Raw genomic sequence first — 24,383 nt, 5'->3', positions numbered from 1 at the left:
GCGGCTCGGCGGAAGAAGACGCCGCGCAGTTTCTGAAGGACGAGGCGAAAAAGGGCCGCAAGAAGCCGATGGTCGGCTTCATCGCCGGGCGCACCGCGCCGAAGGGCCGCACCATGGGCCATGCCGGAGCGGTGGTCTCCGGCGGCAAGGGCGGCGCCGAGGACAAGATCGCCGCGATGGAAGCGGCCGGCATCACCGTCTCGCCGTCGCCGGCCCGCCTCGGCACGACACTGTCGGACGTGCTGAAGGGCTGAGCGAGGATTTCTCGCTCAAAAGCAACAATGATGAAGGCTTTGCCGGGTATCAGCCTCGGCAAGGCCGCATTCGCGGGAGATGACCCGCGGCGTCTGTAACCGGCTCGATGGAATACGCCCGGCCGGAGCGAATCTTTCCGATAGGAGGCGGCGCAGGCCAGGCGCCGCGAATTCGACCATGTCACGCAACCCAGCGAACGAAACCTTCGCTCTCACCTCCTTCCTCTATGGCGGCAATGCCGACTATATCGAGGAACTCTACGCCCAGTATGAGGAGGATCCCGCTTCGGTCGACGCCGAATGGGGCGCCTTCTTCAAGGAGCTCGGCGATCCCCGCGAGGACGTGAAGAAGAACGCCGACGGGCCGTCCTGGTCGCGCGATAACTGGCCGATCCCCCTGAACGGCGAGCTTGTCTCGGCGCTGGACGGCAATTGGGGTCCGGTCGAAAAGCGCATCGAGACCAAGGTCAAGGAAAAGGCCAAATCCGGCGGCGCCGAGCTTTCGCCCGAGGCGGTGAACCGGGCGACGCGCGACTCCGTCCGCGCGCTGATGCTGATCCGCGCCTACCGGGTGCGCGGCCATCTCCACGCCAAGCTCGATCCGCTCGGCATCGCCAAGCCCGCCGACGACGACTACAACGAGCTGTCGCCCAAGGCCTATGGCTTCACCGAGGCAGACTACGACCGCAAGATCTTCATCGACAACGTTCTCGGCATGGAATTTGCCACCATCCGCCAGATGGTGTCGATCCTCGAGCGCACCTACTGCTCGACCTTCGGCGTCGAGTTCATGCACATCTCCAACCCGGAAGAGAAGGGCTGGATCCAGGAGCGCATCGAGGGGCCGGACAAGGGCGTCGCCTTCACCGAGCAGGGCAAGCGCGCCATCCTCAACAAGCTGATCGAGGCCGAGGGCTTCGAGAAGTTCATCGACGTCAAGTACAAGGGCACCAAGCGCTTCGGCCTCGACGGCGGCGAGTCGCTGATCCCGGCGCTCGAGCAGATCATCAAGCGCGGCGGCCAGCTCGGCCTGAAGGAAGTCGTCTTCGGCATGGCCCACAGAGGCCGGCTGAACGTTCTCGCCCAGGTGATGGGCAAGCCGCACCGGGCGATCTTCCACGAGTTCAAGGGCGGCTCCTTCAAGCCTGACGACGTCGAGGGCTCGGGCGACGTGAAGTACCATCTCGGCGCGTCATCCGACCGCGAGTTCGATCAGAACAAGGTGCATCTGTCGCTGACCGCCAACCCGTCGCATCTGGAGATCGTCGATCCCGTCGTGATGGGCAAGGCGCGCGCCAAGCAGGACCAGATCGCCGGGCGCTCGCGCACCGAGGTCGTGCCGCTGGAGACCCGCGCCCAGATCCTGCCGCTTTTGATCCACGGCGACGCGGCCTTCGCCGGCCAGGGCGTCGTCGCCGAATGCTTCGGCCTGTCGGCCCTGCGCGGCCACCGGGTCGGCGGCACGCTGCATTTCATCATCAACAACCAGATCGGCTTCACCACCAATCCGCGCTTCTCGCGCTCCTCGCCCTATCCCTCGGACGTCGCCAAGACCGTCGAGGCGCCGATCTTCCACGTCAATGGCGACGATCCGGAAGCGGTGGTCTATGCGGCGAAGATCGCCACGGAATTTCGCATGAAGTTCCACAAGCCGGTGGTCATCGACATGTTCTGCTACCGGCGCTTCGGCCACAATGAGGGCGACGAGCCGGCCTTCACCCAGCCGATCATGTACAAGACCATCCGCAACCATCCCTCGACGCTGGAGATGTATACCAAGAAGCTGGTCGCCGAAGGGCTCCTCAGCGAGGCGGATGTCGAGGCCCGCAAGGCGGAGTGGCGCAAGACCCTGGACGAGGAGTTCGAGGCCGGCCAGAGCTATCTGCCGAATAAGGCGGACTGGCTGGACGGCGCCTGGTCCGGGCTGCGCAAGGCCGAGAAGGAAGACGAGCCGCGCCGCGGCATCACCGGCGTGCCGATGAAGACGCTGAAGGAGATCGGCGGCAAGCTCACCGCCGTGCCCGACAGCTTCAACGTCCACCGCACGGTCAGGCGCTTTCTCGACAACCGCGCCGAGATGATCGACAAGGGCGAGGGCATCGACTGGGCGACCGGCGAGGCGCTAGCCTTCGGCACCCTGGTTTCCGAGGGTCATCCGGTGCGCCTGTCCGGCCAGGACGTCGAGCGCGGCACCTTCTCCCAGCGGCATTCGGTGCTCTACGATCAGGAGGACGAGAGCCGCTATATTCCGCTTGCCAATCTCGCCAAGGGCCAGGCGGTCTACGAGGCGATCAACTCGATGCTCTCTGAGGAAGCCGTCCTCGGCTACGAATACGGCTATTCCCTCGCCGAGCCGAATGCCCTGACCCTCTGGGAGGCCCAGTTCGGCGACTTCGCCAACGGTGCGCAGGTGGTCATCGACCAGTTCATCTCGTCGGGCGAGCGCAAGTGGCTGCGCATGTCCGGCCTCGTCCTTCTCCTGCCGCATGGCTACGAGGGGCAGGGTCCGGAGCATTCCTCGGCGCGGCTCGAACGCTTCCTGCAGATGTGCGCCGAGGACAACATGCAGGTCGCCAACGTCACGACGCCGGCGAACTATTTCCACATCCTCCGGCGTCAGCTGAAGCGCGACTTCCGCAAGCCGCTGGTGCTGATGACGCCGAAGTCGCTGCTGCGCCACAAGCGGGCGGTCTCGAAACTGTCGGAAATGGCTGGCGAGACGAGCTTCCACCGCCTTCTCTGGGACGATGCGGAGCTCGACAAGAACGCCGAGACCAAGCTCGTTGCCAACGACAAGATCCGCCGCGTCGTGATGTGCACGGGCAAGGTCTATTACGACCTCTACGAGGAGCGCGAGAAGCGCGGCATCGACGACATCTACCTGTTGCGCCTCGAACAGCTCTATCCGTTCCCGGCCAAAGCCCTGATCACCGAGCTCTCCCGCTTCAAGCAGGCGGAGATGGTCTGGTGCCAGGAAGAGCCGAAGAACATGGGCGCCTGGTCCTTCATCGACCCTTATCTCGAATGGGTTCTGGACCATATCGATGCCGAGAAGCGCAGGGTCCGCTACACCGGCCGTCCGGCCGCAGCCTCGCCGGCCGCCGGCACCATGGCGAGCCACCTGAAGCAGCTCGCAGACTTCCTCGAGGATGCGCTCGGCTGACCGGCCGGCGCACCCACCGACATTTTCGTCAACGACGCCAACTCTGAACGAACGAGACCGATGGCTACCGAAATCAAAGTCCCGACATTGGGCGAATCCGTGACCGAAGCCACGATCGGCCAATGGTTCAAGCAGCCGGGCGACCGGGTGGAACAGGACGAGACGATCGCCGAGCTCGAGACCGACAAGGTGACGGTCGAAGTGCCGGCGCCGGCCGCCGGCGTCATCGAGGAGATCGTCGCCAAGGAAGGCGAGACCGTCGCGGTCGGCGCGCTGATCGGCATGATCGGCGAAGGCGAGGGCAAGGCCGCCAACGGCGCCGCCGGCAAGTCGCAGCCGGCACCGGCCAAGGCCGAAGCGAAGGCCGAGCCCGCCAAGGCGGAAAGCGCCGGCAAGCTCGTCGCCGTCAATGTCCCTGCGGCGGGCGAATCCGTCACCGAGGCGACGGTTGGCGAGATCTTCAAGAAGGTCGGCGACAGCGTCGCGGTCGACGAGGCGCTGCTCGAACTCGAGACCGACAAAGCCGCCCAGGAAATCCCCTCGCCGGTCGCCGGCGTCATCCGCGAGCTCGTTGTCAGCCAGGGCGACGAGGTCAAGGTCGGCGCTCTGCTCCTGAAGATCGAGGAAGGCGCCTCGGCCGGGTCGAGCGAGCAGGCGTCTGGCTCCACCGCCAAGGGCGGCGGCACCGACGAGGCGCCGCGCCGCGCCGCCGAGGCGGAGGAAGGCGGCCGCCCGCCGGCACCGTCCGCCGCCAAGATGATGCGCGAACAGGGCCTGAAGGATGGCGACGTCGAAGGCTCCGGCCGCAAGGGCCAGGTGCTGAAGGGCGACGTCATCGCGGCGATCGCCAAGGGCGCGCCATCCTCGCCGCAGGAAAAGCCGGAGAAGGCCGCCCGTGCCCCGTCTTCGGGCGACGATCAGGCGCGCGAGGAGCGGGTCAAGATGACCCGGCTGCGCCAGACCATCGCCCGGCGGCTGAAGGACGCCCAGGACACCGCCGCGATGCTGACCACCTTCAACGAGGTGGACATGAAGGCGGTGATGGATCTTCGCACCAAGTACAAGGATCTGTTCGAGAAGAAGCACGGCGTGAAGCTCGGCTTCATGGGCTTCTTCACCAAGGCCGTCTGTCACGCGCTGAAGGAGATCCCGGCGGTGAACGCCGAGATCGACGGCACCGATCTCGTTTACAAGAACTATTGCCACGTCGGCATGGCCGTCGGCACCGACAAGGGCCTCGTCGTTCCGGTCATCCGCGACGCCGACCAGATGTCGATCGCCGAGATCGAGAAGGAGCTCGGGCGGCTGGCGGGGGCTGCCCGGGACGGCAAGCTCGGCATGTCCGACATGCAGGGCGGCACCTTCACCATCACCAATGGCGGCGTCTACGGCTCGCTGATGTCGACGCCGATCCTCAACGCGCCGCAGTCGGGCATCCTCGGCATGCACAAGATCCAGGAGCGGCCGATGGCGATCGGCGGCCAGGTGGTGATCCGGCCGATGATGTATCTGGCGCTCAGCTACGACCACCGGATCGTCGACGGCAAGGAAGCCGTGACCTTCCTGGTGCGGGTCAAGGAGAGCCTGGAAGATCCCGAACGTCTGGTCCTCGATCTCTGATCTTCGTGCCGGTAGGGTTCCGGGATGGAGACGCTGGTCGACCTCTCGGAAATCCTGCGCAATCTGGCGCTGACGGCGGCCGCCGCCGTCGGTGCCTGGCTCGCCTGGCAGAAGCTCGGGCCCGAGACGACCCAGGCAGGCTCGGCGGTTTTCCAGGCGACGCTTGCCCGCAGGGCCCACGTCATGGAGCTGTTTAACCGGGCGGCCGGACAGCTCGGCGACGAGAAGATGGAAGTCCGGCTCGCGGCGATCTACATTCTCGGCGAGATCACTGAGGACTTTCCCGATCTGTCAGGTCCGGTCTTCAAGTTGCTATCGAACCATCTCATTGCGATGCGTGGTGATCTGGAAGGTGACAACGCCCCGGTCGATGCTAGGGCAATCGCTGAAGTCCTGCGACGGAGGGCAGCAGATGAATTTTAACGCTAGAATCCCGGCTCAGGCCCGCCCCCCCCACGAATTCGATTTCGAGGGGGCCGTGCTTCGCACACTCGACTTCAGTGGCATCAACTTCACGTTCGCTAACCTGAAACGCGTCGACGCCCGCAAGACGATCTTCGCCCGCGTCAATTTCCGCGACGCCGACCTGACCGGCGCCGATCTGCGCGGGGCCGACCTCACCGGCGCGAGGAACCTCACCATCGAGCAGCTGCAAAGCGCCGTCATCGACGGAAGTACGAAGCTGCCGGACTATATCGACCGCTCGCAGCTGAGGCTCGCGCCAGCCGGCTGAGGGACTGGCAAGGCGGGAACGGAACGGGGAACCGATGCCCAACGTCATGATCGTCACCGGCGGGTCGCGCGGCATCGGCGCGGCAACCGCCTTCCTCGGCGCCAGGGCCGGCTATGCCGTCGTCGTCAACTACGTGTCGAACGGGGCGGCCGCCGACAAGGTGGTGGCGGAGATCGAAGCAGGCGGCGGCCGGGCCGCGGCGGTGAAGGCCGATGTCGGCGTCGAGGCCGACATCGTCGCACTGTTCGAGGCGGCCGATCGGCTCGGCACGCTGAAGGTCCTCGTCAACAACGCCGGCATCGTCGATGCCGTCGCCCCCGTCGCCGAGATGACCGCCGAGCGGCTCGAACGGACGTTCAGGATCAACGTCACCGGCTCGTTCCTTTGCGCCCGCGAGGCCGTGAAGCGCATGGCGACCAGCCGCGGCGGTTCCGGCGGCGCGATCGTCAACGTCTCCTCGGCGGCCGCCAAGCTCGGCGCCGGGGGTAGCCGCGTCGACTATGCCGCGAGCAAGGGCGCGATCGACACCTTCACTGTTGGCCTCGCCAGGGAGGTCGCGGGCGAAGGGATTTCCGTCACCGCCGTGCGCCCCGGCATCATCGAGACCGACATCCACGCCTCGGGCGGCGAGCCCACCCGGGTCGCCGAACTCTCCGCCAGCCTGCCGCTGAAGCGCGCCGGCACGCCGGAAGAAGTGGCGCAGGCGATCCTCTGGCTCGCTTCCGACGAAGCCACATATTCCACCGGCGCGATCCTCGACGTGTCCGGTGCAAGGGCCATTCTGCCATGACAATCAGACGTTCCGTTTTCCTGACGCTGGCAGCCCTCGCCCCGCTGGCGTTGCAGGCGCTGCCCGCGCGGGCCATCGACCAGACGCTCCCCTCGGCCGAGGAGCCGGCCGCGGAGGACGACTACATGGACGACCGCTCGACGCCCGAGCAGCTCGTCCGCTCGCTCTACAACGCCATCAACCGGCACGAATATCTGAGGGCCTGGAGCTATTTCTCCGAGGATTCCGGCCGCCCGGACTTCGAGACCTTCGCGAAGGGATACGAGACCACCGGCGGGGTGCGGCTGAAGCTCGGCGAACCGACGAGCGACGGCGCCGCCGGGTCGATCTACACCTCGGTGCCGACGGTGATCGAGGCGACCGGCACCGACGGCGCGGTGCGGGTCTTCACCGGCTGCTACGTCACCCGGTTCGTCCAGCCGGCGAACCAGGCGACGCCGCCCTTCGTGCCGCTGCAGATCGACAAGTCGACGCTGCGCCCGGCACGCACGAAATTCGACGAGACATCCGGCGACTGCCCGGCGGGCGGCGAGTAGTCCCGTGCCTGCGGCAGCGACGCGCGGGGGTTGCCAGCCGGCCCACCCCGATGGAATAGACCACCCACGGGTTTTTCTTCGCCAAGACGCCAATCACATCGAAAGAATGCTTCAACATGGCTGACACCTACGATCTCGTCGTCATCGGCTCGGGCCCCGGCGGCTATGTCTGCGCCATCAAGGCGGCGCAGCTCGGCCTTTCGGTCGCCGTCGTCGAAAAGCGCAAGACCTATGGCGGCACCTGCCTGAATGTCGGCTGCATTCCCTCCAAGGCGCTGCTCTACGCTTCGGAAGCCTTCGCGGAGGCGGGGCATTCCTTCGCCGAGATGGGCATCGAGGTCGAGCCGAAGCTGAAGCTCGACAAGATGCTGGGGCATAAGGACAAGACGGTGAAGGCGAATGTCGATGGCATCGCCTATCTGTTCAAGAAGAACAAGATCACCGGCATCATCGGTACCGGCGAGATCAAGTCGGCGGGCGAAGTCCTGGTGACGAAGGACGACGGCTCCACCGAGACGCTGTCGGCCAAGAACATCTGCATCGCGACAGGTTCTGAGGTCGCCGGCATTCCCGGGGTCGAGGTCAGCTTCGACGAGACCACGGTGGTCTCCTCCGATCATGCGATCGCGCTTCCCAAGGTGCCGAAGACCATGGTCGTCGTCGGCGGCGGCGTCATCGGCCTGGAGCTCGGCTCGGTCTGGTCGCGCCTCGGCGCCAAGGTCACCGTCGTCGAGTTCCTCGACAAGATCCTCGGCCCGATGGACGGCGAGGTCTCGACCGCCTTCCAGAAGCTCCTTGCCAAGCAGGGCCTGACCTTCAAGCTCGGTGCGAAGGTCACCGGCGTCGAGAAAAGCAAGAAGGGCGCCAAGGTGACCTTCGAGCCGGTCAAGGGCGGCGATGCCGAAACTCTCGAAGCCGACGTCGTGCTGGTTGCGACCGGCCGCAAGCCCTACACGGACGGGCTCGGACTCCAGAACGTCGGGGTCAAGCTCGACGATCGCGGCCGCGTCGAGATCGACGGGCATTTCAAGACCAATGTCGACGGCATCTATGCGATCGGCGACGTGGTAAAGGGCGCGATGCTTGCCCACAAGGCCGAGGACGAGGGCGTCGCGCTCGCCGAGATCCTCGCCGGCCAGGCCGGCCATGTGAACTACGAAGCCATTCCGTCGGTGGTCTATACCGCGCCGGAAGTCGCCTCGGTCGGCAAGACCGAGGAAGAGCTGAAGAAGGCCGGCACCGACTACAAGGTCGGCAAGTTCCCGTTCATGGCCAACGGCCGGGCTCGTGCGATGCTGCAGACCGACGGCTTCGTGAAAGTGTTGGCCGACGCCAAGACCGACCGCGTCCTGGGCGTCCATATCCTCGGCGCGGATGCCGGCGACCTGATCGCGGAGGCCGCGCTGCTCATGGAATTCGGCGGCGCCTCGGAAGACCTCGCCCGCACCTCGCACGCCCATCCGACTCTGTCGGAGGCGATGCGCGAGGCGGCCTTCGCCGCCTTCGCCAAGCCGATCCACATCTGAGGGATTCCCGCCGGCCGGCCGACAGACCGGTCACAGACGGCGACGTCATGCGGGGCGCTTTCGGGCGCCCCGTTTTGCGTTTGCGAGAAGGCGCCACAGCCTCCCGTCGATCGCCGCGAGACCGAGGCCGATCAGCGCCATGCCGGCGACATGCTGCAGCTTCAGGATTTCGCCGAGAAAGGCGACGCCGAGAATGACCGCGCTGACCGGGATGAGGAAGGTGACGAGCAGAAGGTTCGTCGCCCCCGCCGAGGCAAGCAGTCGGAAGTAGAGAATGTAGGCGAGCGCCGTGCAGAGGATGGCGATGCCGAGGACGGCTGCGATGGTCGCGGCGCCGGGCATCGGCAGCGTCCAGGGGCGGTCGACGAGCAGCGCCAGTGGCACCAGCAGCAGCGAGGATGCCGCGACCTGGCCGGTAGCCGTCGCGATCGGCGAAACGCCCATGCGCTTGAACCTGCGGCCGAAGACGCCGGCAAAGGTGTAGGAGAGCGCGGCACCGAGGCAGGCGAGTTCGGCCATGGTCTCGGAGCCCGGCGCGAAGACCGCGGCCAGGCCGATCAGGACGATGACGCCGGCGAAGCCGACGAGGACGCCGGTCAGCCTGTTCGCCGTCAGCTTCTCGTCGCTCGTCAGGGCGTTGGCGACGATCACCCCGAAGAGCGGCGTCGTCGCGTTGAGGATCGCCGCAAGGCCCGAGGTGATGTGGGTCTGGCTCCAGACGAACAGCGAGAAGGGCAGGGCGTTGTTGAGAACGCCCATGCCGAGGAAGGCGAGGAGGACGGCAGGCCGTGTCGGGAAGGGGATTCTCAGACACGCCAGCACCGCGAACAGCGTGAGTGCCGCCAGAGCCACGCGCAGGGCGACGATGGTCAAGACCGGCAGCTCGGCGACGGCGATCTGGACGAAGAAGAACGAGCCGCCCCACAGGACGGAGAGGGCGAGAAGCAGCGTCCAGTCGCTGCCCGTCATCGGCTTCGTGCCCGGCATGGTGCCGCTCACTGCGGGCGCCCGCGTGAGCGCCGCGTCGGGTGCCTTCAGCCTCGTCGTCATGGTCGCCTCCCGCCAATCACGCCGGAAGCCTCAAATGATTTGTCTTCGACCCGCCACCTGTTTTTTGGCGGGTCTACGGCATTCCATCACGAAAACGAACAGGCGGGCGCCGGTCAGCGAGCGCCCGCCCATCTTCTCGGCACCGGCCGGCGATACGCAGTTACTCTGCCGGTTGCGGTGCCGGAAGCTCGCCGCTGCGCCCCTCGCTGCCGCCGGTCTTGCGCTTGTCGCGGGCGAGCAGGCGATAGAACAGCGGGATGAAGAAGATCGCGACGAAGGTCGCCGCCAGCATGCCGCCGATGACGCCGGTGCCGATCGAATGGCGCGAGGCCGAGCCGGCGCCGGTCGAGACGGCCAGCGGCACGACGCCGAGGATGAAGGCGAGCGACGTCATGACGATCGGCCGGAAGCGAAGCTTGGCTCCTTCGAGGGCCGCGTCGAAGGCGGAAAGGCCCTCCTCGCGTTTCAAGACGGCGAATTCGACGATCAGGATGGCGTTCTTCGCCGCCAGCCCCACCAGCGTGACGAGGCCGATCTGGAAGTAGACGTCGTTGTCGAGGCCCCTGAGCCAGATCGCCACCAGCGCCCCGAAGACGGCGAAGGGCACGGCCAGCAGCACGGCGATCGGCAGCGTCCAGCGCTCGTATTGCGCTGCGAGGATCAGGAACACCATCAGGATGCCGAAGCCGATGGCGATGGCGCCGGTGCCGCCGGCCTGGATCTCCTGATAGGCCGAGCCCGTCCAGGCGATCTGGAAGCCTTCGGGAAGGCTCTGTGCCGCGACCTCCTGCATGGCCGCCAGCGCCTGGCCGGAGGAATAGCCGGGTGCCGGTCCGCCGGAGATCTTGGCGGCGTTGAAGGCGTTGAATCGCTCGATGAGATCGGGGCCGACGACACGCTCGACCTTCAGGAGCGTGTCGAGAGGGATCATCGAGCCGTTGGTCGCCTGGACATAGACGAAGCGCAGATCCTCCGGCGTCTGGCGGAAGTCCGATTCCGACTGCAGCGTGACGCGATAGTTGCGGCCAAGCAGTGTGAAGTCGTTGACGTAAAGGGTGCCGAAGGTCGCCTGCATGGTCGTGAAGATCGACGAGATCGGCACGTTCAGCGACTTCGCCTTCTGGCGGTCGACGTCGATGTGGTACTGCGGGACATTGGCCGAGAAGGTGGTTCTGACGCCGGCGAGCTCCGGCCGCTTGGCCGCCGCCGCGACGATGGCGTTGGCCGCCTGGAGCAGGGCCTCCGAGCCGCCGCCGCGCCGATCCTGGACGAACAGGTCGAAGCCGCCGGTGGTCGACAGGCCCTGGATCGGCGGCGGGTTGAAGGCGAGCACCAGCCCGTCCTGGATCCCCATGTTCATGCCCATCAGCGGCCCGACGAGATTGCGCGCGTCGAGGGCGGGATCGGTCCTGTCGGCCCAGGGCTTCAGCGAGACGAAGGCGACGCCCGCCGAGGTCTTCTGGACGCCCGCGAGAAGGTCGAAGCCGGCAAAGGCGGTGACGTCCTGGACGGCGGGATGCTTGCGGATATTGGCGACGACCTCGTTCATCACCTTGGTCGTACGCTGCAGCGAGGCGGCAGGCGGCAGGATGGCGACGGCGAAATTGACGCCCTGGTCCTCGTTGGGGACCAGCGATCCCGGCAGCGTCGTCATGAAGTGCCAGACGCCGAAGCACAGCGCCGCAAAGAGAACGATGGCAAGGATCGCCCGCCGCATGATGAAGGCGACGCCCGCGCCATAGGCGCGCGTGAGCCCCGAGAAGCCGGCGTTGAACCAGCGGAACGGCGTGATCGGCCGGCCGTGGCCGGGCTTCAGGATCACCGAGCAGAGGGCCGGCGTCAGCGACAGGGCGACGATGCCGGAGATCGTCACCGAGACGGCGATGGTCAGCGCGAACTGCCGGTACATGGTGCCGGCGAGGCCGCCGAGGAACGCCACCGGCACGAACACCGCGCAAAGCACGAGGACGATGGCGATGACCGGCCCGGTCACCTCGCTCATCGCCTTCGCCGTCGCCTCCTTCGGCGACAGCCCTTCGGAGGACATGATGCGCTCGACGTTTTCGAGGACGACGATCGCGTCGTCGACGACGATGCCGATGGCGAGCACCAGGCCGAACAGCGTCAGAAGATTGATCGAAAAGCCGAAGGCGAGCAGCACGCCGAAAGTGCCGAGGATCGACACCGGCACGGCGAGCATCGGGATCAGCGTCGCGCGGAAGGACTGCAGGAAGATGAAGACGACGATGAAGACCAGCACCATCGCCTCGATGAAGGTGTGGATCACCTCCTCGATCGAGGCCTCGATGAACTTCGTCGTGTCATAGGGAACGGCCCAGGAGATGCCGTCGGGAAACGACTTCTCGAGTTCGGTCATCCGCTGGTTCACCGCCTCGAGCGTGGCAAGCGCATTGGCGCCCGGCTGCAGATAGATGCCGATCGGCACGGCCGGCGTGCCGTTGTAGGAGCCGTTGAAGCCGTAGTCCTGGGCGCCGAGCTCGACCCTCGCGACATCCTTCAGGAGCAGCGACGAGCCGTTGGCGTCGGAGCGCAGGATGATGTTCTCGAAGGCCTCGGCGTCGGGAAGCCGCCCCTGGGTGGTCACCGAATAGGTGAAGGCGAGGTCGTTGTTGGTCGGCGGCGCGCCGAACTGGCCGGCGGCGAACTGCGAGTTCTGGTCGCGGATCGCCTCGGCGACGTCGGTCGGCGTCAGACCGTACTGGGCGAGCCGATCCGGCTGCAGCCAGATGCGCATGGAATAGTTGCGGGCGCCGAAGAGCTGGGCCTCGCCGATGCCGGGCAGCCGCTTCAATTCGTCGAGGACGTAGAGCAGGGCGTAGTTCGACACATAGGTGGCGTCGTAGCGCGGGTCGTTCGACGCCATGGTGATGACGGCGAGGATCTGCGACGAGCGCTTGGCGACGGTGACGCCGAGCCGTTGCACCTCCTCCGGCAGCGAGGCCGTCGCCTGCTGCACGCGGTTGTTGACGTTGATCGTCGCTTGATCGGGGTCGGTGCCCGACGCAAAGGTGACCGCGATCGACGCCGTGCCGGTCGAGGAGTTCGTCGACTGCATGTAGATCATGTCCTCGACGCCGTTGATCTGTTGTTCGATCGGCGCCGAGACTGTCTGGGCGAGGGTTTCGGCGCTGGCGCCGGGATAGGTGGCGGTGACGACGACCTGCGGCGGCACGAGCTGCGGATACTGCTCGATCGGCAGGGAGTTGAGGGCGAGCACGCCGCCGAGCGTGATGATGATCGAGATGACGACGGCGAAGATCGGCCGGTCGACGAAGAAGCGGGAATTCATCGCTCTGCCGTCTCCTTCGAGGCAGCCTCGTCGCCGGCCGGTGCGCCGACCGGATTGACCGGCGCGCCCGGCCGCACCTTGACGACGCCCTTGGTGATCAGCCGGTCGCCGGGATTGAGGCCCGACTTGACCAGATAGCCGTCGGCAATCTGCCGCTCGATCTGGATCGGCGCGACGGCGGCGACGTTCTTCTCGTCGACCGTGTAGACGAAGACGCCCTGCGGCCCCTGCATCAGCGCTTCGGCGGGAATGATGATGGCGTCCTTGGCGACGAGACCCTTCATCCGCAGCCGCACGAACTGGCCGGGCAGCAGCCTGCCGCCGGGATTCGGCATCACCGCCCGCGACAGAACCGTGCCCGTCTCGGTGTCGATCGAGGTGGAGGTGAAGTCGATCTTGCCGGTCTCGCCATAGGCGCTGCCGTCGCCGAAGACGATCTCCACCGTCAGCTCGGATTGCGTCGTGGCGCCGTCGAGGTCGCCGCTTTCGACCATCTCGCGGATCGACGCCGCCTCGGTGTCGGCGGCGGAGAAATTCGCATAGACCGGGTCGATCTGGCTGATCTTGGTGAGGAGGTCGCCGGTCGAGAGCAGCGAGCCTTCCGGCACCTGTTCGAGGCTGGTGATGCCGCCGACCGGCGCCTCGACCGTCGCATAGTCGAGGGAGAGGGTGGCGGTCTTCAGCTGCGCCTCCGCCGCCTCGACCTGGGCCTCGGCGAGCTCGCGCGCCGACACCGCGTCGTCGAGGGTCGACTGGCTGGAGGCGCCGCGCTTGGTCAGCGCACGGGCGCGCTCCTCGCTGCGCTGAGCCTGGGAGAGCTGCGCCTCGGCCTGCGCGACCTGCGCCTTGGCGAGGGCGACCTGCGCCTGATAGGTCGCCGGATCGATCTTGAACAGGAGATCGCCCTTCTTGACCCGCGAGCCTTCGTCGAATTCGCGGCTGAGCAGGATGCCGCCGACGCGGGCGCGCACCTCGACCTCGCGCGAGGCGACGATGCGGCCGGGATATTCGTAGGTCACCGGCACGGTCTTGGCTTCGAGCGTCTCGACGGTCACCTGTGGCGGCGGCATCTGCTGGCCTTGAGCGTGAGCAGACGCGGGCAGGAGCAGCGCGAAGGCGGCGGCGAGAATCGCCGGCCTGAACGGAAACATCTGCATGACAAGGACTTTCAGGGCCGGGCGCGGCTGCGCCGCCGATGTTGCATTGCAGCTAAAATACATGCATGTATGTATAACGCAAGGAGGAGACGTTTCGATTGCGACGAACTAAGGAATGCGCCGAGAAGACGCGGGAGGCGATTCTCGATGCGGCGGAGGCGGTGTTCTTCCGCCAGGGCGTTGCGACCACCACCCTGTCGCAGATCGCCGCCGAGGCCGGTCTGACGCGCGGCGCGATCTACTGGCACTTCGAGAACAAGCTCGAACTGTTCAAGGCGATGCAGGACCGGGCGCATCTGCCGAAGGAGCGCTTCTTCGACGCCGGCCAGCTGCTTGCGGCCGAGGACATCCTGGCGACGCTGTTCGACAGGACGATGGAGGGCCTGCGCTTCGCCCAGACCGACGAACGCGGCAAGCGGGTCTATTCGATCCTGCTGTTCCGCTGCGAATATATCGGCGAGATGCAGGAAGCGCTGGCCCGCATGCGCGACAGCGACGACGATTTCACCGCCCGGATCGAGCGGATCTTCGCCAAGGTCGCCGAGACCCGCGGGCTCGCACCGCAATGGACGGCGAAGATTGCCGCCAGCGCCTATTGCGCGGCGATCCACGGCCTGTTCTCGCAATGGCTGCGGATCGGCGAAAGCTTCGACCTCTCCGAGACGGGCCGGCCGCTGCTGACGGCGCTTTTCGACAGCTATCGGGGGCGCTGAGCGTCGCTGGGCTGCCGTCTTCCGGGCCGGTCGATGCGATCGCCGGGGATCAGCTGAAACGCTGGATCAGCGGTTCGGCGGAGCTGTCGCCCGAGCCGTATCGGTCCTCGATCTGCATGGCGATCATGTAGAGATCCGACGGCGTCATCCGGCTCAGCCCGAACCCTTCGAACTGCGATTCCTTGATGTCGGCCCGCGTCTGCAGGACGACGCCCGAATGCCGCGGATCGGAACGGATGCGCAGATAGAGCGCGTCCACCGCCATGCGCGGGCCCTCGATGATCTGCGTGATCATCCGCCCGTCGAAGGCGATGGCGCCGCTGATATGGCTCTTCAGGTTTTCTTCCCTGGCGTGGGCGACGATCTTGGCGAAATCGTCCGCCGACAGCCCGTTCGCCAGGCTCGTATAGGATATGTGCCGCATCTGCGCCCCAAGCAAATACGACGCGGAAGGTCCACGTCCACTGAATGGTTACGCCAACCCCTCGTCTGTCCCGACATCAGCGCTCAGCCGCCATGGTAAGGACAGGTGGACGGCAAGTCCAGCCTCGCCGGCGGTTGGCTCTAGGCGTGGCATCCCGCCGGCTACAGCATCGGCCCGAAAATCGGAATCGATTTTCGCAAAGCACGATGTGTAGAACCAGAGGAATCGCGCGACCTTTGTGCGTCCCATAAGGACGCACGGCGCACCAGGGTCTCAGGGCCGGGCGGCGGGCGCGGGGGGATCGCCATCGCTCGCCGGTGCTTTGCACCAGCGAATGCGGATCGGCTCGCCGGCCGCTTCGCCGAGGTCGATGCAGCCGGTACCCTCGGCACAGAAATGCCAGCCGCTGACGGTGCCGCCGGAGGCGGCGAGGACGAGTTCCGGGATCGGCGGGCGCTGCAGCGAATAGACATAGGCGCCGTCTTCGAGCCGGGCGTTGTCTGGCGGCTCCATGCCGGCACCCGAGCCCTCGATCCGCCCTTCGGTGACGGTGAGCCCCTGCGGGCCGGCGATCCAGTGCTCCTCCCAGCGGGTCTTTTCGACCGAATGGGTCCAGGCGAGGGTAAAGGCGCTGGCGGCGATCGCCATCGTCTTGCCGGCGGCGGCGATGCAGATCATGCCGGCGAGCGCGGTGCCCGGCGCGGCGCGGCCGGCTTCGACTTCGGTGCGTCGTCGGCCCGCGGCGCCTTGCCGCCGAGAAAGACGTGGAGCCCGATCACGGCCGCCGCCAGCGCGAAGCCGATCTCGTCGGTCAGCGGCAGCGCGGCGATCAGCGTGAAGGAGGCGGCGGCCGCCAGCAGCCGCTGCCACCAGGGCATCGGCCCGGTGAGGTGGCCGATCGCCGCCGCACCCCAGAGGCCGATGGCGAGGCAGGCTTTCACAACGATGTAGGCGACGGCGAGGGGATAGCCGATCTCGGCCGCCAGCGGCCCGCCGTCCTGCAGCATCAAGGCCGGCGTATAGACCGCCATGAAGGGAATGACGAAGCCGGCGAGGGCCACCTTGATCGCTTCGAAGGAGATCTTCAGCCCCGGCGCCCGGGCGATCGGCGCTGCGGCGAAGCAGGCGAGCGCCACCGGCGGCGTCAGGTCGGCGAGAATGCCGAAATAGAAGACGAACATGTGCGAGACGATCAGCGGGACACCGAGCGCCAGGAGAGCCGGGCCGGCGATCGACGAGGTGATGATGTAGTTCGGGATCGTCGGGATGCCCATGCCGAGGATCAGGCAGGTGATCATCGTCAGGACCAGCGACAGGAACAGCGACGTCGCGCCGACCGAGACGATGAACTGGCCGAAGGTGTTGGCGACGCCGGTCAGGGTCATGGTGCCGACGATGATGCCGACGATGGCGCAGGCGATGCCGACGGGAAGCGCCGTCTTGGCGCCGTCGGCAAGGGCGTCGCGCACGACGATCAGCGTCTCGCGGCCGCCCTTGAAGATGGCGCAGGCGGCGACCAGCACGGCGAGGGCGACGACGATCGGCATGATGCCGTATTCGAAGAAGGCCGCCGCGGCGAGGCCGAGGGCGATCCAGAAGACGATGCGGATCAACAGGCCCGGCATCCGCGCCGCGAGCGGCGCGCCGAGAATCAGCAGCGCCGTCAGCGCCAGGCCGATGGTGCCGGCATAGAGCGGGGTATAGCCGGCAAACAGCAGCCAGACGAGGACGGCGAGCGGCAGGATCAGGTACCAGCCGGTCTTCAGCGCGCCCCAGGCTGACGGGATGTCCTCCTTGGCGAGGCCGAGGAGGTTCCGCTTGCCGGCCTCCAGATGCACCATCCAGAACACCGAGGCGAAATAGAGAACCGCCGGGATCACCGCCGCGGTCACCACCTCGGCATAGGCGACGTCGAGGGTCTCGGCCATGATGAAGGCGACGGCGCCCATCACCGGCGGCATGATCTGGCCGCCCATCGACGCCGTCGCCTCGACGCCGCCGGCAAATTCCGGCCGGTAGCCGAAGCGCTTCATCAGGGGAATGGTGAACTGGCCGGTGGTGACGACGTTGGCGACGCCTGAGCCGGAGATCGTGCCCATCAGGCCGGAGGAGAACACCGCCACCTTCGCGGCGCCGCCCTTGGCGCCGCCGACGAGGCCGAGGGCGACGTCTGTGAACAGCTTGATCATCCCCGCCCGTTCGAGGAACGAGCCGAACAGGATGAACAGGAAGATGTAGCTCGACGAGACATAGGTCGGGATGCCGTAGATGCCCTCGGTGCCGAAGGCCATGTGGTCGATCACCTGGGAGAAGTCGTAGCCGCGGGTGACGAAGGGCGAGGGGAGGTATTCGCCGAACAGGCAGTAGGCGAGGAACAGGCCGGCGATGATCGGCAGGGCCGGGCCCATGATCCGCCAGGTGGCGACGAAGAGGACGGCGAGGGCGAGGACGCCGACGACGGTGTCCTGGGTGAGCGGCGTGCCGGCCCGGAAGATCAGCGCCTTGTATTCCCACCACTGGTAGAAGGCGACGGCCATGCCGAGAAGGCCGAGCAGCCAGAAGAGCGCCCGCACGAGCTTCGGCTCGTGGCGCAGGGCCGAGACCAGCGGCAGGCCGAGAAGGCAGAGGAAACCGACATGGACGGCGCGGACGATCTGGCTCGGCAGGTCCCACAGATGCGCGGCGGTCAGCAGCTGGAAGGTCGAAAACGCGATGGCGATCAGGAACAGCGCGCGGCCTTCGAGGCTGGCCGGAAAGCTCGAGGCGAGCGGATCGTGCAGTTCGGCCTGCTCTTCCTCCATCGCCATGTCGTCGCCGGGCAGCGGCGCTGCCGCGTCGCTCCCATGCCGGCCATCTCCCCGCCTGAGACGGTTGGTCCCGTCGTCGCTCATTCCGGCCGAACCCCTCCCAAGGTGCCTGTCGGGCCCGACACTAGCCGCAGCCAATCGCCAGGGCAAACGGGAGGGCGGGGCCGGGACGATCGCGGCGGGTGCCCCAGGTTCCGGGCGACAATCCCAGCGCGGTTGCCAGAGGCGGGCGTTTCGGCCCATTCTCGGCCGATGCGGAATGGATCTGCCGGGCACGGACGCTGCCGGCAGGCCCGAAGACAAGCGAGGGCGGATGAAAGCGATTCTGGTGCCGGCCGAGAGTCATGCGGATACCGAACATGCGCTGCGGATGGCGGCGGACGTCGCCCGCAGGTTCACAGGGCGGATCGAGATCTTCGCCCTGCAGATGCCGCCGCTGGTCAATCTCACCTGGGACCCGGCGGGCGTCGCGATCATGAACGCTGCCGATTTCGACCATCGTCGTGCCCGCGACGAGGCGCGGCGGCTTGCCGCACGAATCATGCAGGAGGAGGACGTGGCGCTGGAGCCGGCGCCGGAAGAACCGGCCGGCGGCGCGCCCGCAGCGATTGAGGCCGCCGCGACGGCACCGTCCTGGGCCTGGAACGACAAGGCGATGGCCTGCGATGCCTTTCTCGGCTCTTACGGGCGGGCCTTCGATCTCACCGTCGTCTGCCGGCCGCGCGGCGACGCCGCCTCGATCACGACGCTCGAATCGGCGCTGTTCGAAAGCGGCGGGCCGATCCTCATCGCGCCGCCACGTTCGGTGGAGAAGGGTTTCGGGGAGACCATCGCGGTGGCCTGGAACGGCTCCAGCGAGACCGCCCGCACCATCGCCTTCGCCCGGCCGTTCCTGAGAGCCGCCAAAAGGGTGGTCGTCCTTGCCGACGACGGCAGCCTCGGCGACCAGCCGTCCGGCGCACTGATCCAGCGCCGGCTCGCGGCGAGCGGCGTCGCCGTCGAACTGAAGCTGATGTCGTCGGGCGGCATCCGTTCGGGAGAGGCGATCCTGAGGGAGGCCGCGGCGCTCGGCTGCGACATGCTCCTGAAGGGGGCCTATACGCAGAGCCGGCTGCGGCAGATGATCTTCGGCGGGGCGACCAGCGACATTCTTTCCAAGAGCGACCTGCCGGTGTTCATGGCCCACTGAGGCATCGACGCCGGCGTCTCTCGACGCTGTCCGCTGGTCACGCCAGCAGCGACCGCATCTGCTTCAGGGCGGCGTCGGGATGGGTCTCGATCGTCAGATAGATCTCCTTCAGGTCGCGATTGACCTGCAGGCGCATCGGGTCGCCGTTCGAGCCGACATGGGCCATCGACCATTCGGGAAACAGCCGCGTCTCGGCGCTGGTCATGTCGATCAGCACGAGATCGGAGTGGCGCTCGTCGACGCAGATCCGCTCGAACGTCGCCTCGATCGCCGCCTGCTCCCCTTCGATGAGCTGGATGAAGGTGTCGTCGACCTGGAGAAGGATGCCCGAGAGGCCGCAGTCCGCATTGTTGCGCACCGAGGTTTCGACGATCCCCGCAACCGCCGCCGGCTCGAGTGGCGCCCCGCCGATCTGCCGCGCCTTCGAGCGGTAGAGGATGCGCTGCAGGGAGGACGCCATGGTGGAGGGAGTCATCATGCGGCCTCCGATCGGGCTTTGGCGAACAGGGCTTCGAGCTGGTGATGGGGAACGGGCCGGCTGATCAGATAGCCCTGCAGCTCGTTGCAGCCTTCGGCACTCGAGAAATCGCGCTGGGATTCGGTCTCGATCCCCTCGGCCGTCACCTTGATGCCGAGGCTCGCGCCGAGCCGGGCGATCGCCTGGATGATCGACGCGCTGCCCGCGTCGGAGGGCGTGCGGGCGACGAAGGAGCGGTCGATCTTGATCCGGTCGATCGGGAAGCGGTGGAGATAGCTCAGCGAGGAATAGCCGGTGCCGAAATCGTCGAGGGAGATCTTCACGCCGAGCGCGCGGATCTCCGTCAACGTCGCGAGCGCCTGCACGTCGTTGCCGAGCAGGGCGGTCTCGGTAATTTCGAGCTCCAGCCGCTGCGGCGGGAAGCCGGTCTCCTTGAGGATCTGCCGGAGGGTGCGCACGAGCCGCCTGTCCATGATCTGCACCGGCGAGAGATTGACCGCCACCGACATGTGCGCCGGCCAGCTGGAGGCGTCGGTGCAGGCCCTGGCAAGCACCCAGGCACCGATGGCGTTGATCAGGCCGAGTTCTTCGGCCAGAGGCACGAAGAGCGCCGGGGAGAGCTGGCCCCTTTCGTGATGGTTCCAGCGGACTAGGGCCTCGGCGCCGGTGAAGGCGCCGGTCTTGGCGTCGACCTTCGGCTGGTAGTGCACTTCGAGCTCGTCGCGGCTGATGGCGCGGCGCATGTCGAGCTCCAGCGACCGGCGAAGCTGGATCTTCTCCGACATCCGCTCTTCGAAGAACTGGTGGCAGGATCTGCCGGCCGCCTTTGCCGCATAAAGGGCGATGTCGGCGTTCTGGATGAGTTCGTCTGGGGTCGCACCGTTTTCGAAGGCGCGGGCGATGCCCATGCTCGCGCCGAGCTCGATGACGTGGCCCTCGGCGATCACCGGCCGCGCCAGGATCTCGACGAGACGCCGGCAGCTGCCGGTGATCTCCTCGGCCGACATCCCGTCGGCGATGAAGGCGAACTCGTCGCCGCCGAGCCGTGCCAGCTCCGTCCCTTCGGGCAGAACATGCCGGATCCGCGCGGCGATGACCTTCAGCGCCCTGTCGCCAAGCCCATGGCCGAGGGTGTCGTTGACCGGCTTGAACCGGTCGAGGTCGATCATCACCAGATGGAACGACCCGGCGCCCCGGCTGCAGCGCTCCGCCAGCACCTTGGAGAACTGCCGGCGGTTCCAAAGGCCGGTCAGCTCGTCGTGCGAGGCGATGTGCTCGAGTTCGCGCTGGTTCGCCGCCCGCGTGTCGTTGTCGATGACGTGGCTCGAAAGGCCGGTGAAGACGATGATCGTCGCTGCCACCGCCACCGCCATCGCCATCGCCTGGAACGCCTCGCTGTCGGCGCCCGAGGAGAGACCGGCGATCGGCGAGACGCTGAAGGCCGTCATGCCGGTGAAATGCAGGGTGACGATGGCGACGACGAGGCTGAGGATCGCAAGGTCGGCGTAGCGCCTGCCATGGCTTTCGATCGAGGCCTTGACCAGACCGGTCGAGACGACGGCAAAGCCGATCGCACAGGCGATCGAGGCGGCGATGTAGGAACCGCTCCAGGAGACGACGCCGTCCGCCCGGTAGGCGAACATCCCGACATAGTGCATCGCGGCGATCGACAGGCCGATGGTCGCGCCGCCGACGAGCGTCGCCTGGGTTTTCCGCGCGCTGCCCGAGAGGTAGAAGCCGAGCCCGCTGCCGGCGATGGCGATGACGATCGAGAAGATGGTCAGCTGGGCGTCGAAGGTGATCGGCACCGGCGCCAGATAGCCGAGCATCGCGATGAAATGCGTCGCCCAGATCGCCGCGCCCGCCGTGACGCCGGTAAGGAACGACCATTCGACCCGCATCCGGCCGCTCGCCTGCAGGGTTCGCCGCCACAGCCTGACCGTGATGAAGGAGCCGACCACGCACATCAGCGCGGCGAGCAGAACCATCTTCAGATCATGCTCGACAAAGATACAGCTGAGGACCGGCACGTTCGATTCTTCCCCTGGCACCGCCATCGCGGAGGTGGTTTCCAAGTAAGAAGATCATGGGAAATTATGAATAAATCGGCCTATGCCGCTGCGACGGTGCGACGAAGACCTGAGACAATTCGTCGCGGCGAAAGGTCCGGTTCAACGAAACCGGCCCTCGTCTTCGGCGATGCGACGATCGATCAGATGTCGGTGGACGGGCCGAGCCCCGTGACTTCCTGCAGCTCGCCATTCACCTCGGCAAGGGTCTCGTCCATCAGCCGCAGCATCTCTTCCAGCTCGCGGCATTGCTCGAGCAGGATTTCCCGCTGCTCGCCGAGCCTCGTCTTCAGGCCGCGGAGATTCTTGCGCCGGTCGCGCGGGGCCTCGTAGAGGTCGACGATCTGCTTGACCTCGACCAGCGGGAAGCCGAGGCTCTTGAACCTTGTGATCAGCTTCAGCCGCTCGCGATCCTTCACCGAATAGACGCGGGTCGGCCCGCGGCGGTCGGGATGCAACAGACCACGCTCTTCGTAAAAACGAAGCGTGCGTGGGGTCAGGCCGAATTCCTTCTCCAGATCCTTGATGGAAAACGTCTGTTGTTCTGGCATGTCTGATCACCTGCTGCCGCGCCCACGGCCTCGATACTCTAACACGGCGGGAAACTCGCCTGCCGGACCCGACAAAAGTATTAACGAAGTCGTGCAGATTCGAAACGAATCGATTTTCGGGAAGAGTTATGCACAGGCGAGTTGTGCCGGAAAGCCGCTTCGCAGGAAAAGGCCAGGCCACCACAGACGCCTGATTCGGCTACTGAATGACCGAGGTGACCACCTTTTCTGCCGGCTCTCCCTCCGATCGCCAGGCCAGGCGGAAGAACGGCTCGATGAAGGTCTGCCACTCCCGGTCGAGGAAGGTGACGGCCAATTGGCCCTTGTGATCGTTCATCGCGACGATGATTCGCGGCGGCAGGCGGCGGCCCTCGACCATCAGGAACAGCGTCTGCGCCATGGCATAGACCCGCCGCAGGCGCTCGATCCGGTCCGGCTCGTCGTCCTGGCGATGGGCTTCGAGCACCGGCAGATATTCGGCCGCGAGCTGGCGCTCCTGGATGCCGTCGCCTTCGCCGAGATGCCACTCTTCGAGTTTCATGTGCTGCTTTCCTGATGACACCCCGGAAGAAATTATAGGCGAGTGTGAGCAATCTGGAACCGGAATCGGCACCGTTGCAGATCCTGTTGCGCCGCGGCACCGTTGCCGAAAAGGGCGGTATCCGGCGCCGTCGAAACTTGCCATAGGCGTTAACGGACCAGTGCCGGCAATCCGGCCGATCAAATGGAAGCGAGACAATGCCCATGGACAAGAGCGCCGTCATCTTCGACACCGACCCCGGTCAGGACGATGCCGTCGCGATCCTGACCGCGCTCGCCTCGCCCGAACTCGAGGTCATCGGCATCTCCACCGTCGCCGGCAACATTCCGCTCAAGCTGACGACGAAGAACGCCCTGAAGCTCGTCGAGCTTGCCGGACGCACCGAGGTGCCGGTCTATCCCGGCTGCGACCGGCCGCTCGGCCGCGCCCTCGTCACCGCCGAGCACGTCCATGGCGAGACCGGCCTCGACGGCCCGGACCTGCCGGAGCCGGTGACGCAGCCGCAGGCCCTCCACGGCGCTGACTTCATCATCGAAACGGTGCGCCAGCGCGAGCCGGGCACCGTCACCCTGATGACCCTCGGGCCGCTCACCAATGTCGCGCTCGCCTTCGCCAAGGCGCCGGACATCGTCAAGCGGCTAAAGGGGCTGGTGATGATGGGCGGCGGCTGCTTCGAGGGCGGCAACATCACCCCGGCGGCGGAATTCAACGTCTATGTCGATCCGGAAGCCGCCGCCATGGTGTTCGCCTCCGGGGTCGGGGTCACCGTTCTGTCGCTCGACGTCACCCATCAGATGCTTTCGACCAGAGAGCGGATCGAGGCCTTCCGGGCGCTGGGCAACAAGGCCGGCGAGGCGGTGGCGGCGATGCTGTCCTTTTCCGAACGTTTCGACGTTGCGAAATATGGGTCGAGCGGCGCGCCGCTGCACGACCCCTGCGTCACCGGCTATGTGCTCGATCCGTCGATCTTCGAAGGACGCGACGTCAATGTCGAGGTCGAGACGGGCAGCCGTCTCACCCGCGGCATGACGGTCTGCGACTATTGGGGCGTCACCGACCGGCCGAAAAACGCCTTCTGGGTCCGCTCGGCGGATTCCGACCGGTTCTTTGGGCTGCTGACGGAGCGGATCGGCCGGCTACCGTGAGGATCTGAAGAAGGCGCGGTGACCTCGGCGGAGGCGACAGACTTCGCGACGACGAGGCGTGCCACCCGCAAAGCACCTCATCCTGAGGTGCGAGCGAAGCGAGCCTCGAAGGGCGAGGGGCTCGGCTGCCAATGCTGCGTCGGCTGACGGTGGCGGCTTCCGCGCCCTCGCCCTTCGAGGCTCACCCGATCGAAGATCGGGCTCGCACCTCAGCGACTGTGTTGGAAGTCAAGCGGGTTGCCATGGTTTCTGGTGCCGAATGATGGCGTTGAGGATGGTGAGCAGCTTTCGCGCCGCTGCGATGATGGCGACCATTTTGGGTTTGCC

Annotated in this window: 20 protein-coding genes and 2 pseudogenes; 11 read left to right on the top strand and 11 right to left on the bottom strand. The window is 66.5% G+C overall.

Annotation, left to right across the window (positions count from 1 at the left end; translation table 11 throughout):
• From E3C22_RS24080 to lpdA, 8 genes and pseudogenes are all read left to right on the top strand, one after another.
• A pseudogene (locus E3C22_RS24080) lies at positions 1–254 on the top strand (succinate--CoA ligase subunit alpha); the annotation flags it as partial.
• Positions 255–432: 178 nt separating this feature from the next.
• Positions 433–3,417, top strand: a complete 2,985-nt coding sequence (locus tag E3C22_RS24075) for a 2-oxoglutarate dehydrogenase E1 component (protein ID WP_134764436.1) — start codon at positions 433–435, stop codon at positions 3,415–3,417.
• A 60-nt stretch (positions 3,418–3,477) separates the two neighbouring features.
• The gene (gene odhB, locus E3C22_RS24070; RefSeq protein WP_134764435.1) at positions 3,478–5,037 is read left to right on the top strand and encodes a 2-oxoglutarate dehydrogenase complex dihydrolipoyllysine-residue succinyltransferase; all 1,560 of its coding nucleotides are present in this window, start codon (positions 3,478–3,480) and stop codon (positions 5,035–5,037) included.
• Between the two features lie 24 nt (positions 5,038–5,061).
• Positions 5,062–5,460: a hypothetical protein gene (locus tag E3C22_RS24855; RefSeq protein WP_245515176.1), complete on the top strand. Its 399-nt coding sequence runs from the start codon at positions 5,062–5,064 to the stop codon at positions 5,458–5,460.
• Between the two features lie 55 nt (positions 5,461–5,515).
• Positions 5,516–5,770 (top strand): pentapeptide repeat-containing protein, encoded by a 255-nt coding sequence (locus tag E3C22_RS24615; protein WP_167591894.1) that lies wholly within the window; start codon positions 5,516–5,518, stop codon positions 5,768–5,770.
• Between the two features lie 34 nt (positions 5,771–5,804).
• Entirely contained in the window at positions 5,805–6,560 is a 756-nt protein-coding gene (locus E3C22_RS24055) for an SDR family oxidoreductase (RefSeq protein WP_134764433.1), read from the top strand.
• Positions 6,557–7,096, top strand: a complete 540-nt coding sequence (locus E3C22_RS24050) for a hypothetical protein (protein WP_134764432.1) — start codon at positions 6,557–6,559, stop codon at positions 7,094–7,096. Before E3C22_RS24055 ends, E3C22_RS24050 begins: the two co-directional genes overlap by 4 nt.
• Before the next feature lie 116 nt (positions 7,097–7,212).
• Positions 7,213–8,622, top strand: coding sequence for a dihydrolipoyl dehydrogenase (gene lpdA / locus E3C22_RS24045; RefSeq protein WP_134764431.1), 1,410 nt, complete (start codon positions 7,213–7,215; stop codon positions 8,620–8,622).
• Between the two features lie 45 nt (positions 8,623–8,667).
• Here lpdA and E3C22_RS24040 read toward each other — a convergent pair whose 3' ends face one another.
• From E3C22_RS24040 to E3C22_RS24030, 3 genes are all read right to left on the bottom strand, one after another.
• Positions 8,668–9,609 carry a DMT family transporter gene (locus tag E3C22_RS24040; protein ID WP_134764438.1) on the bottom strand — a complete coding sequence of 314 codons (942 nt, stop codon included), beginning with the start codon at positions 9,607–9,609 and terminating at the stop codon, positions 8,668–8,670.
• A 223-nt stretch (positions 9,610–9,832) separates the two neighbouring features.
• Positions 9,833–12,982, bottom strand: a complete 3,150-nt coding sequence (locus tag E3C22_RS24035; protein ID WP_134764430.1) for an efflux RND transporter permease subunit — start codon at positions 12,980–12,982, stop codon at positions 9,833–9,835.
• Positions 12,979–14,139, bottom strand: a complete 1,161-nt coding sequence (locus E3C22_RS24030; protein WP_245515175.1) for an efflux RND transporter periplasmic adaptor subunit — start codon at positions 14,137–14,139, stop codon at positions 12,979–12,981. The genes E3C22_RS24035 and E3C22_RS24030 overlap by 4 nt, the downstream gene beginning before the upstream one ends.
• 98 nt (positions 14,140–14,237) lie before the next feature.
• On the opposite strand from E3C22_RS24030, the gene E3C22_RS24025 reads away from it, so the two are divergent.
• On the top strand, positions 14,238–14,852 hold the full coding sequence (locus E3C22_RS24025) for a TetR family transcriptional regulator (RefSeq protein ID WP_134764429.1): 615 nt from the start codon (positions 14,238–14,240) through the stop codon (positions 14,850–14,852).
• A 49-nt stretch (positions 14,853–14,901) separates the two neighbouring features.
• Here the strand turns inward: E3C22_RS24025 and E3C22_RS24020 are convergent, their stop codons facing one another.
• From E3C22_RS24020 to E3C22_RS24010, 3 genes are all read right to left on the bottom strand, one after another.
• Positions 14,902–15,276, bottom strand: a complete 375-nt coding sequence (locus tag E3C22_RS24020) for a BLUF domain-containing protein (protein ID WP_134764428.1) — start codon at positions 15,274–15,276, stop codon at positions 14,902–14,904.
• Positions 15,277–15,549: 273 nt separating this feature from the next.
• Positions 15,550–15,954, bottom strand: coding sequence for a DUF1850 domain-containing protein (locus tag E3C22_RS24015; RefSeq protein ID WP_134764427.1), 405 nt, complete (start codon positions 15,952–15,954; stop codon positions 15,550–15,552).
• Positions 15,951–18,083 carry a TRAP transporter permease gene (locus tag E3C22_RS24010; protein ID WP_134764426.1) on the bottom strand — a complete coding sequence of 711 codons (2,133 nt, stop codon included), beginning with the start codon at positions 18,081–18,083 and terminating at the stop codon, positions 15,951–15,953. The genes E3C22_RS24015 and E3C22_RS24010 overlap by 4 nt, the downstream gene beginning before the upstream one ends.
• Positions 18,084–18,396: 313 nt before the next feature.
• Here E3C22_RS24010 and E3C22_RS24005 point away from each other — a divergent pair, with 313 nt between their 5' ends.
• Positions 18,397–19,272 carry a universal stress protein gene (locus tag E3C22_RS24005; RefSeq protein ID WP_167591893.1) on the top strand — a complete coding sequence of 292 codons (876 nt, stop codon included), beginning with the start codon at positions 18,397–18,399 and terminating at the stop codon, positions 19,270–19,272.
• A 37-nt stretch (positions 19,273–19,309) separates the two neighbouring features.
• Here the strand turns inward: E3C22_RS24005 and E3C22_RS24000 are convergent, their stop codons facing one another.
• The 4 genes from E3C22_RS24000 to E3C22_RS23985 all read right to left on the bottom strand — a co-directional run bounded on the left by E3C22_RS24000 (position 19,310) and on the right by E3C22_RS23985 (position 22,911).
• Positions 19,310–19,750, bottom strand: a complete 441-nt coding sequence (locus E3C22_RS24000) for a BLUF domain-containing protein (protein ID WP_134764424.1) — start codon at positions 19,748–19,750, stop codon at positions 19,310–19,312.
• Positions 19,747–21,738: a putative bifunctional diguanylate cyclase/phosphodiesterase gene (locus E3C22_RS23995; protein ID WP_167591892.1), complete on the bottom strand. Its 1,992-nt coding sequence runs from the start codon at positions 21,736–21,738 to the stop codon at positions 19,747–19,749. Before E3C22_RS23995 ends, E3C22_RS24000 begins: the two co-directional genes overlap by 4 nt.
• 224 nt (positions 21,739–21,962) lie before the next feature.
• Complete coding sequence (locus tag E3C22_RS23990; protein WP_134764422.1) at positions 21,963–22,370, bottom strand: MerR family transcriptional regulator; 408 nt, start codon at positions 22,368–22,370, stop codon at positions 21,963–21,965.
• Between the two features lie 199 nt (positions 22,371–22,569).
• Positions 22,570–22,911: a hypothetical protein gene (locus tag E3C22_RS23985; RefSeq protein WP_134764421.1), complete on the bottom strand. Its 342-nt coding sequence runs from the start codon at positions 22,909–22,911 to the stop codon at positions 22,570–22,572.
• Between the two features lie 197 nt (positions 22,912–23,108).
• Here E3C22_RS23985 and E3C22_RS23980 point away from each other — a divergent pair, with 197 nt between their 5' ends.
• On the top strand, positions 23,109–24,056 hold the full coding sequence (locus E3C22_RS23980; protein ID WP_425365007.1) for a nucleoside hydrolase: 948 nt from the start codon (positions 23,109–23,111) through the stop codon (positions 24,054–24,056).
• 228 nt (positions 24,057–24,284) lie between these two features.
• Here E3C22_RS23980 and E3C22_RS23975 read toward each other — a convergent pair.
• Positions 24,285–24,383: pseudogene (locus E3C22_RS23975) on the bottom strand (IS110 family transposase); the annotation flags it as partial.

The sequence above is a fragment of the Jiella endophytica genome (assembly GCF_004519335.1).
Lineage (GTDB): Bacteria > Pseudomonadota > Alphaproteobacteria > Rhizobiales > Rhizobiaceae > Jiella > Jiella endophytica.
Note: the sequence above shows the minus strand (reverse complement) of the source record. Positions and strands in the feature narration are given on the sequence as shown.

What these genes read in the sequence shown, in the direction of transcription:
- E3C22_RS24020 (WP_134764428.1), bottom strand. Translation starts at nt 15,276, where the DNA reads ATGCGGCACATATCCTATACGAGCCTGGCGAACGGGCTGTCGGCGGAC.
- E3C22_RS24035 (WP_134764430.1), bottom strand. Translation starts at nt 12,982, where the DNA reads ATGAATTCCCGCTTCTTCGTCGACCGGCCGATCTTCGCCGTCGTCATC.
- E3C22_RS23985 (WP_134764421.1), bottom strand. Translation starts at nt 22,911, where the DNA reads ATGAAACTCGAAGAGTGGCATCTCGGCGAAGGCGACGGCATCCAGGAG.
- E3C22_RS24000 (WP_134764424.1), bottom strand. Translation starts at nt 19,750, where the DNA reads ATGATGACTCCCTCCACCATGGCGTCCTCCCTGCAGCGCATCCTCTAC.
- E3C22_RS24010 (WP_134764426.1), bottom strand. Translation starts at nt 18,083, where the DNA reads ATGGCGATGGAGGAAGAGCAGGCCGAACTGCACGATCCGCTCGCCTCG.
- E3C22_RS23990 (WP_134764422.1), bottom strand. Translation starts at nt 22,370, where the DNA reads ATGCCAGAACAACAGACGTTTTCCATCAAGGATCTGGAGAAGGAATTC.
- E3C22_RS24015 (WP_134764427.1), bottom strand. Translation starts at nt 15,954, where the DNA reads ATGATCTGCATCGCCGCCGCCGGCAAGACGATGGCGATCGCCGCCAGC.
- E3C22_RS24075 (WP_134764436.1), top strand. Translation starts at nt 433, where the DNA reads ATGTCACGCAACCCAGCGAACGAAACCTTCGCTCTCACCTCCTTCCTC.
- E3C22_RS24040 (WP_134764438.1), bottom strand. Translation starts at nt 9,609, where the DNA reads ATGCCGGGCACGAAGCCGATGACGGGCAGCGACTGGACGCTGCTTCTC.
- lpdA (WP_134764431.1), top strand. Translation starts at nt 7,213, where the DNA reads ATGGCTGACACCTACGATCTCGTCGTCATCGGCTCGGGCCCCGGCGGC.
- E3C22_RS24050 (WP_134764432.1), top strand. Translation starts at nt 6,557, where the DNA reads ATGACAATCAGACGTTCCGTTTTCCTGACGCTGGCAGCCCTCGCCCCG.
- E3C22_RS24030 (WP_245515175.1), bottom strand. Translation starts at nt 14,139, where the DNA reads ATGCAGATGTTTCCGTTCAGGCCGGCGATTCTCGCCGCCGCCTTCGCG.
- E3C22_RS23980 (WP_425365007.1), top strand. Translation starts at nt 23,109, where the DNA reads ATGCCCATGGACAAGAGCGCCGTCATCTTCGACACCGACCCCGGTCAG.
- E3C22_RS24055 (WP_134764433.1), top strand. Translation starts at nt 5,805, where the DNA reads ATGCCCAACGTCATGATCGTCACCGGCGGGTCGCGCGGCATCGGCGCG.
- E3C22_RS24005 (WP_167591893.1), top strand. Translation starts at nt 18,397, where the DNA reads ATGAAAGCGATTCTGGTGCCGGCCGAGAGTCATGCGGATACCGAACAT.
- odhB (WP_134764435.1), top strand. Translation starts at nt 3,478, where the DNA reads ATGGCTACCGAAATCAAAGTCCCGACATTGGGCGAATCCGTGACCGAA.
- E3C22_RS23995 (WP_167591892.1), bottom strand. Translation starts at nt 21,738, where the DNA reads ATGGTTCTGCTCGCCGCGCTGATGTGCGTGGTCGGCTCCTTCATCACG.
- E3C22_RS24855 (WP_245515176.1), top strand. Translation starts at nt 5,062, where the DNA reads ATGGAGACGCTGGTCGACCTCTCGGAAATCCTGCGCAATCTGGCGCTG.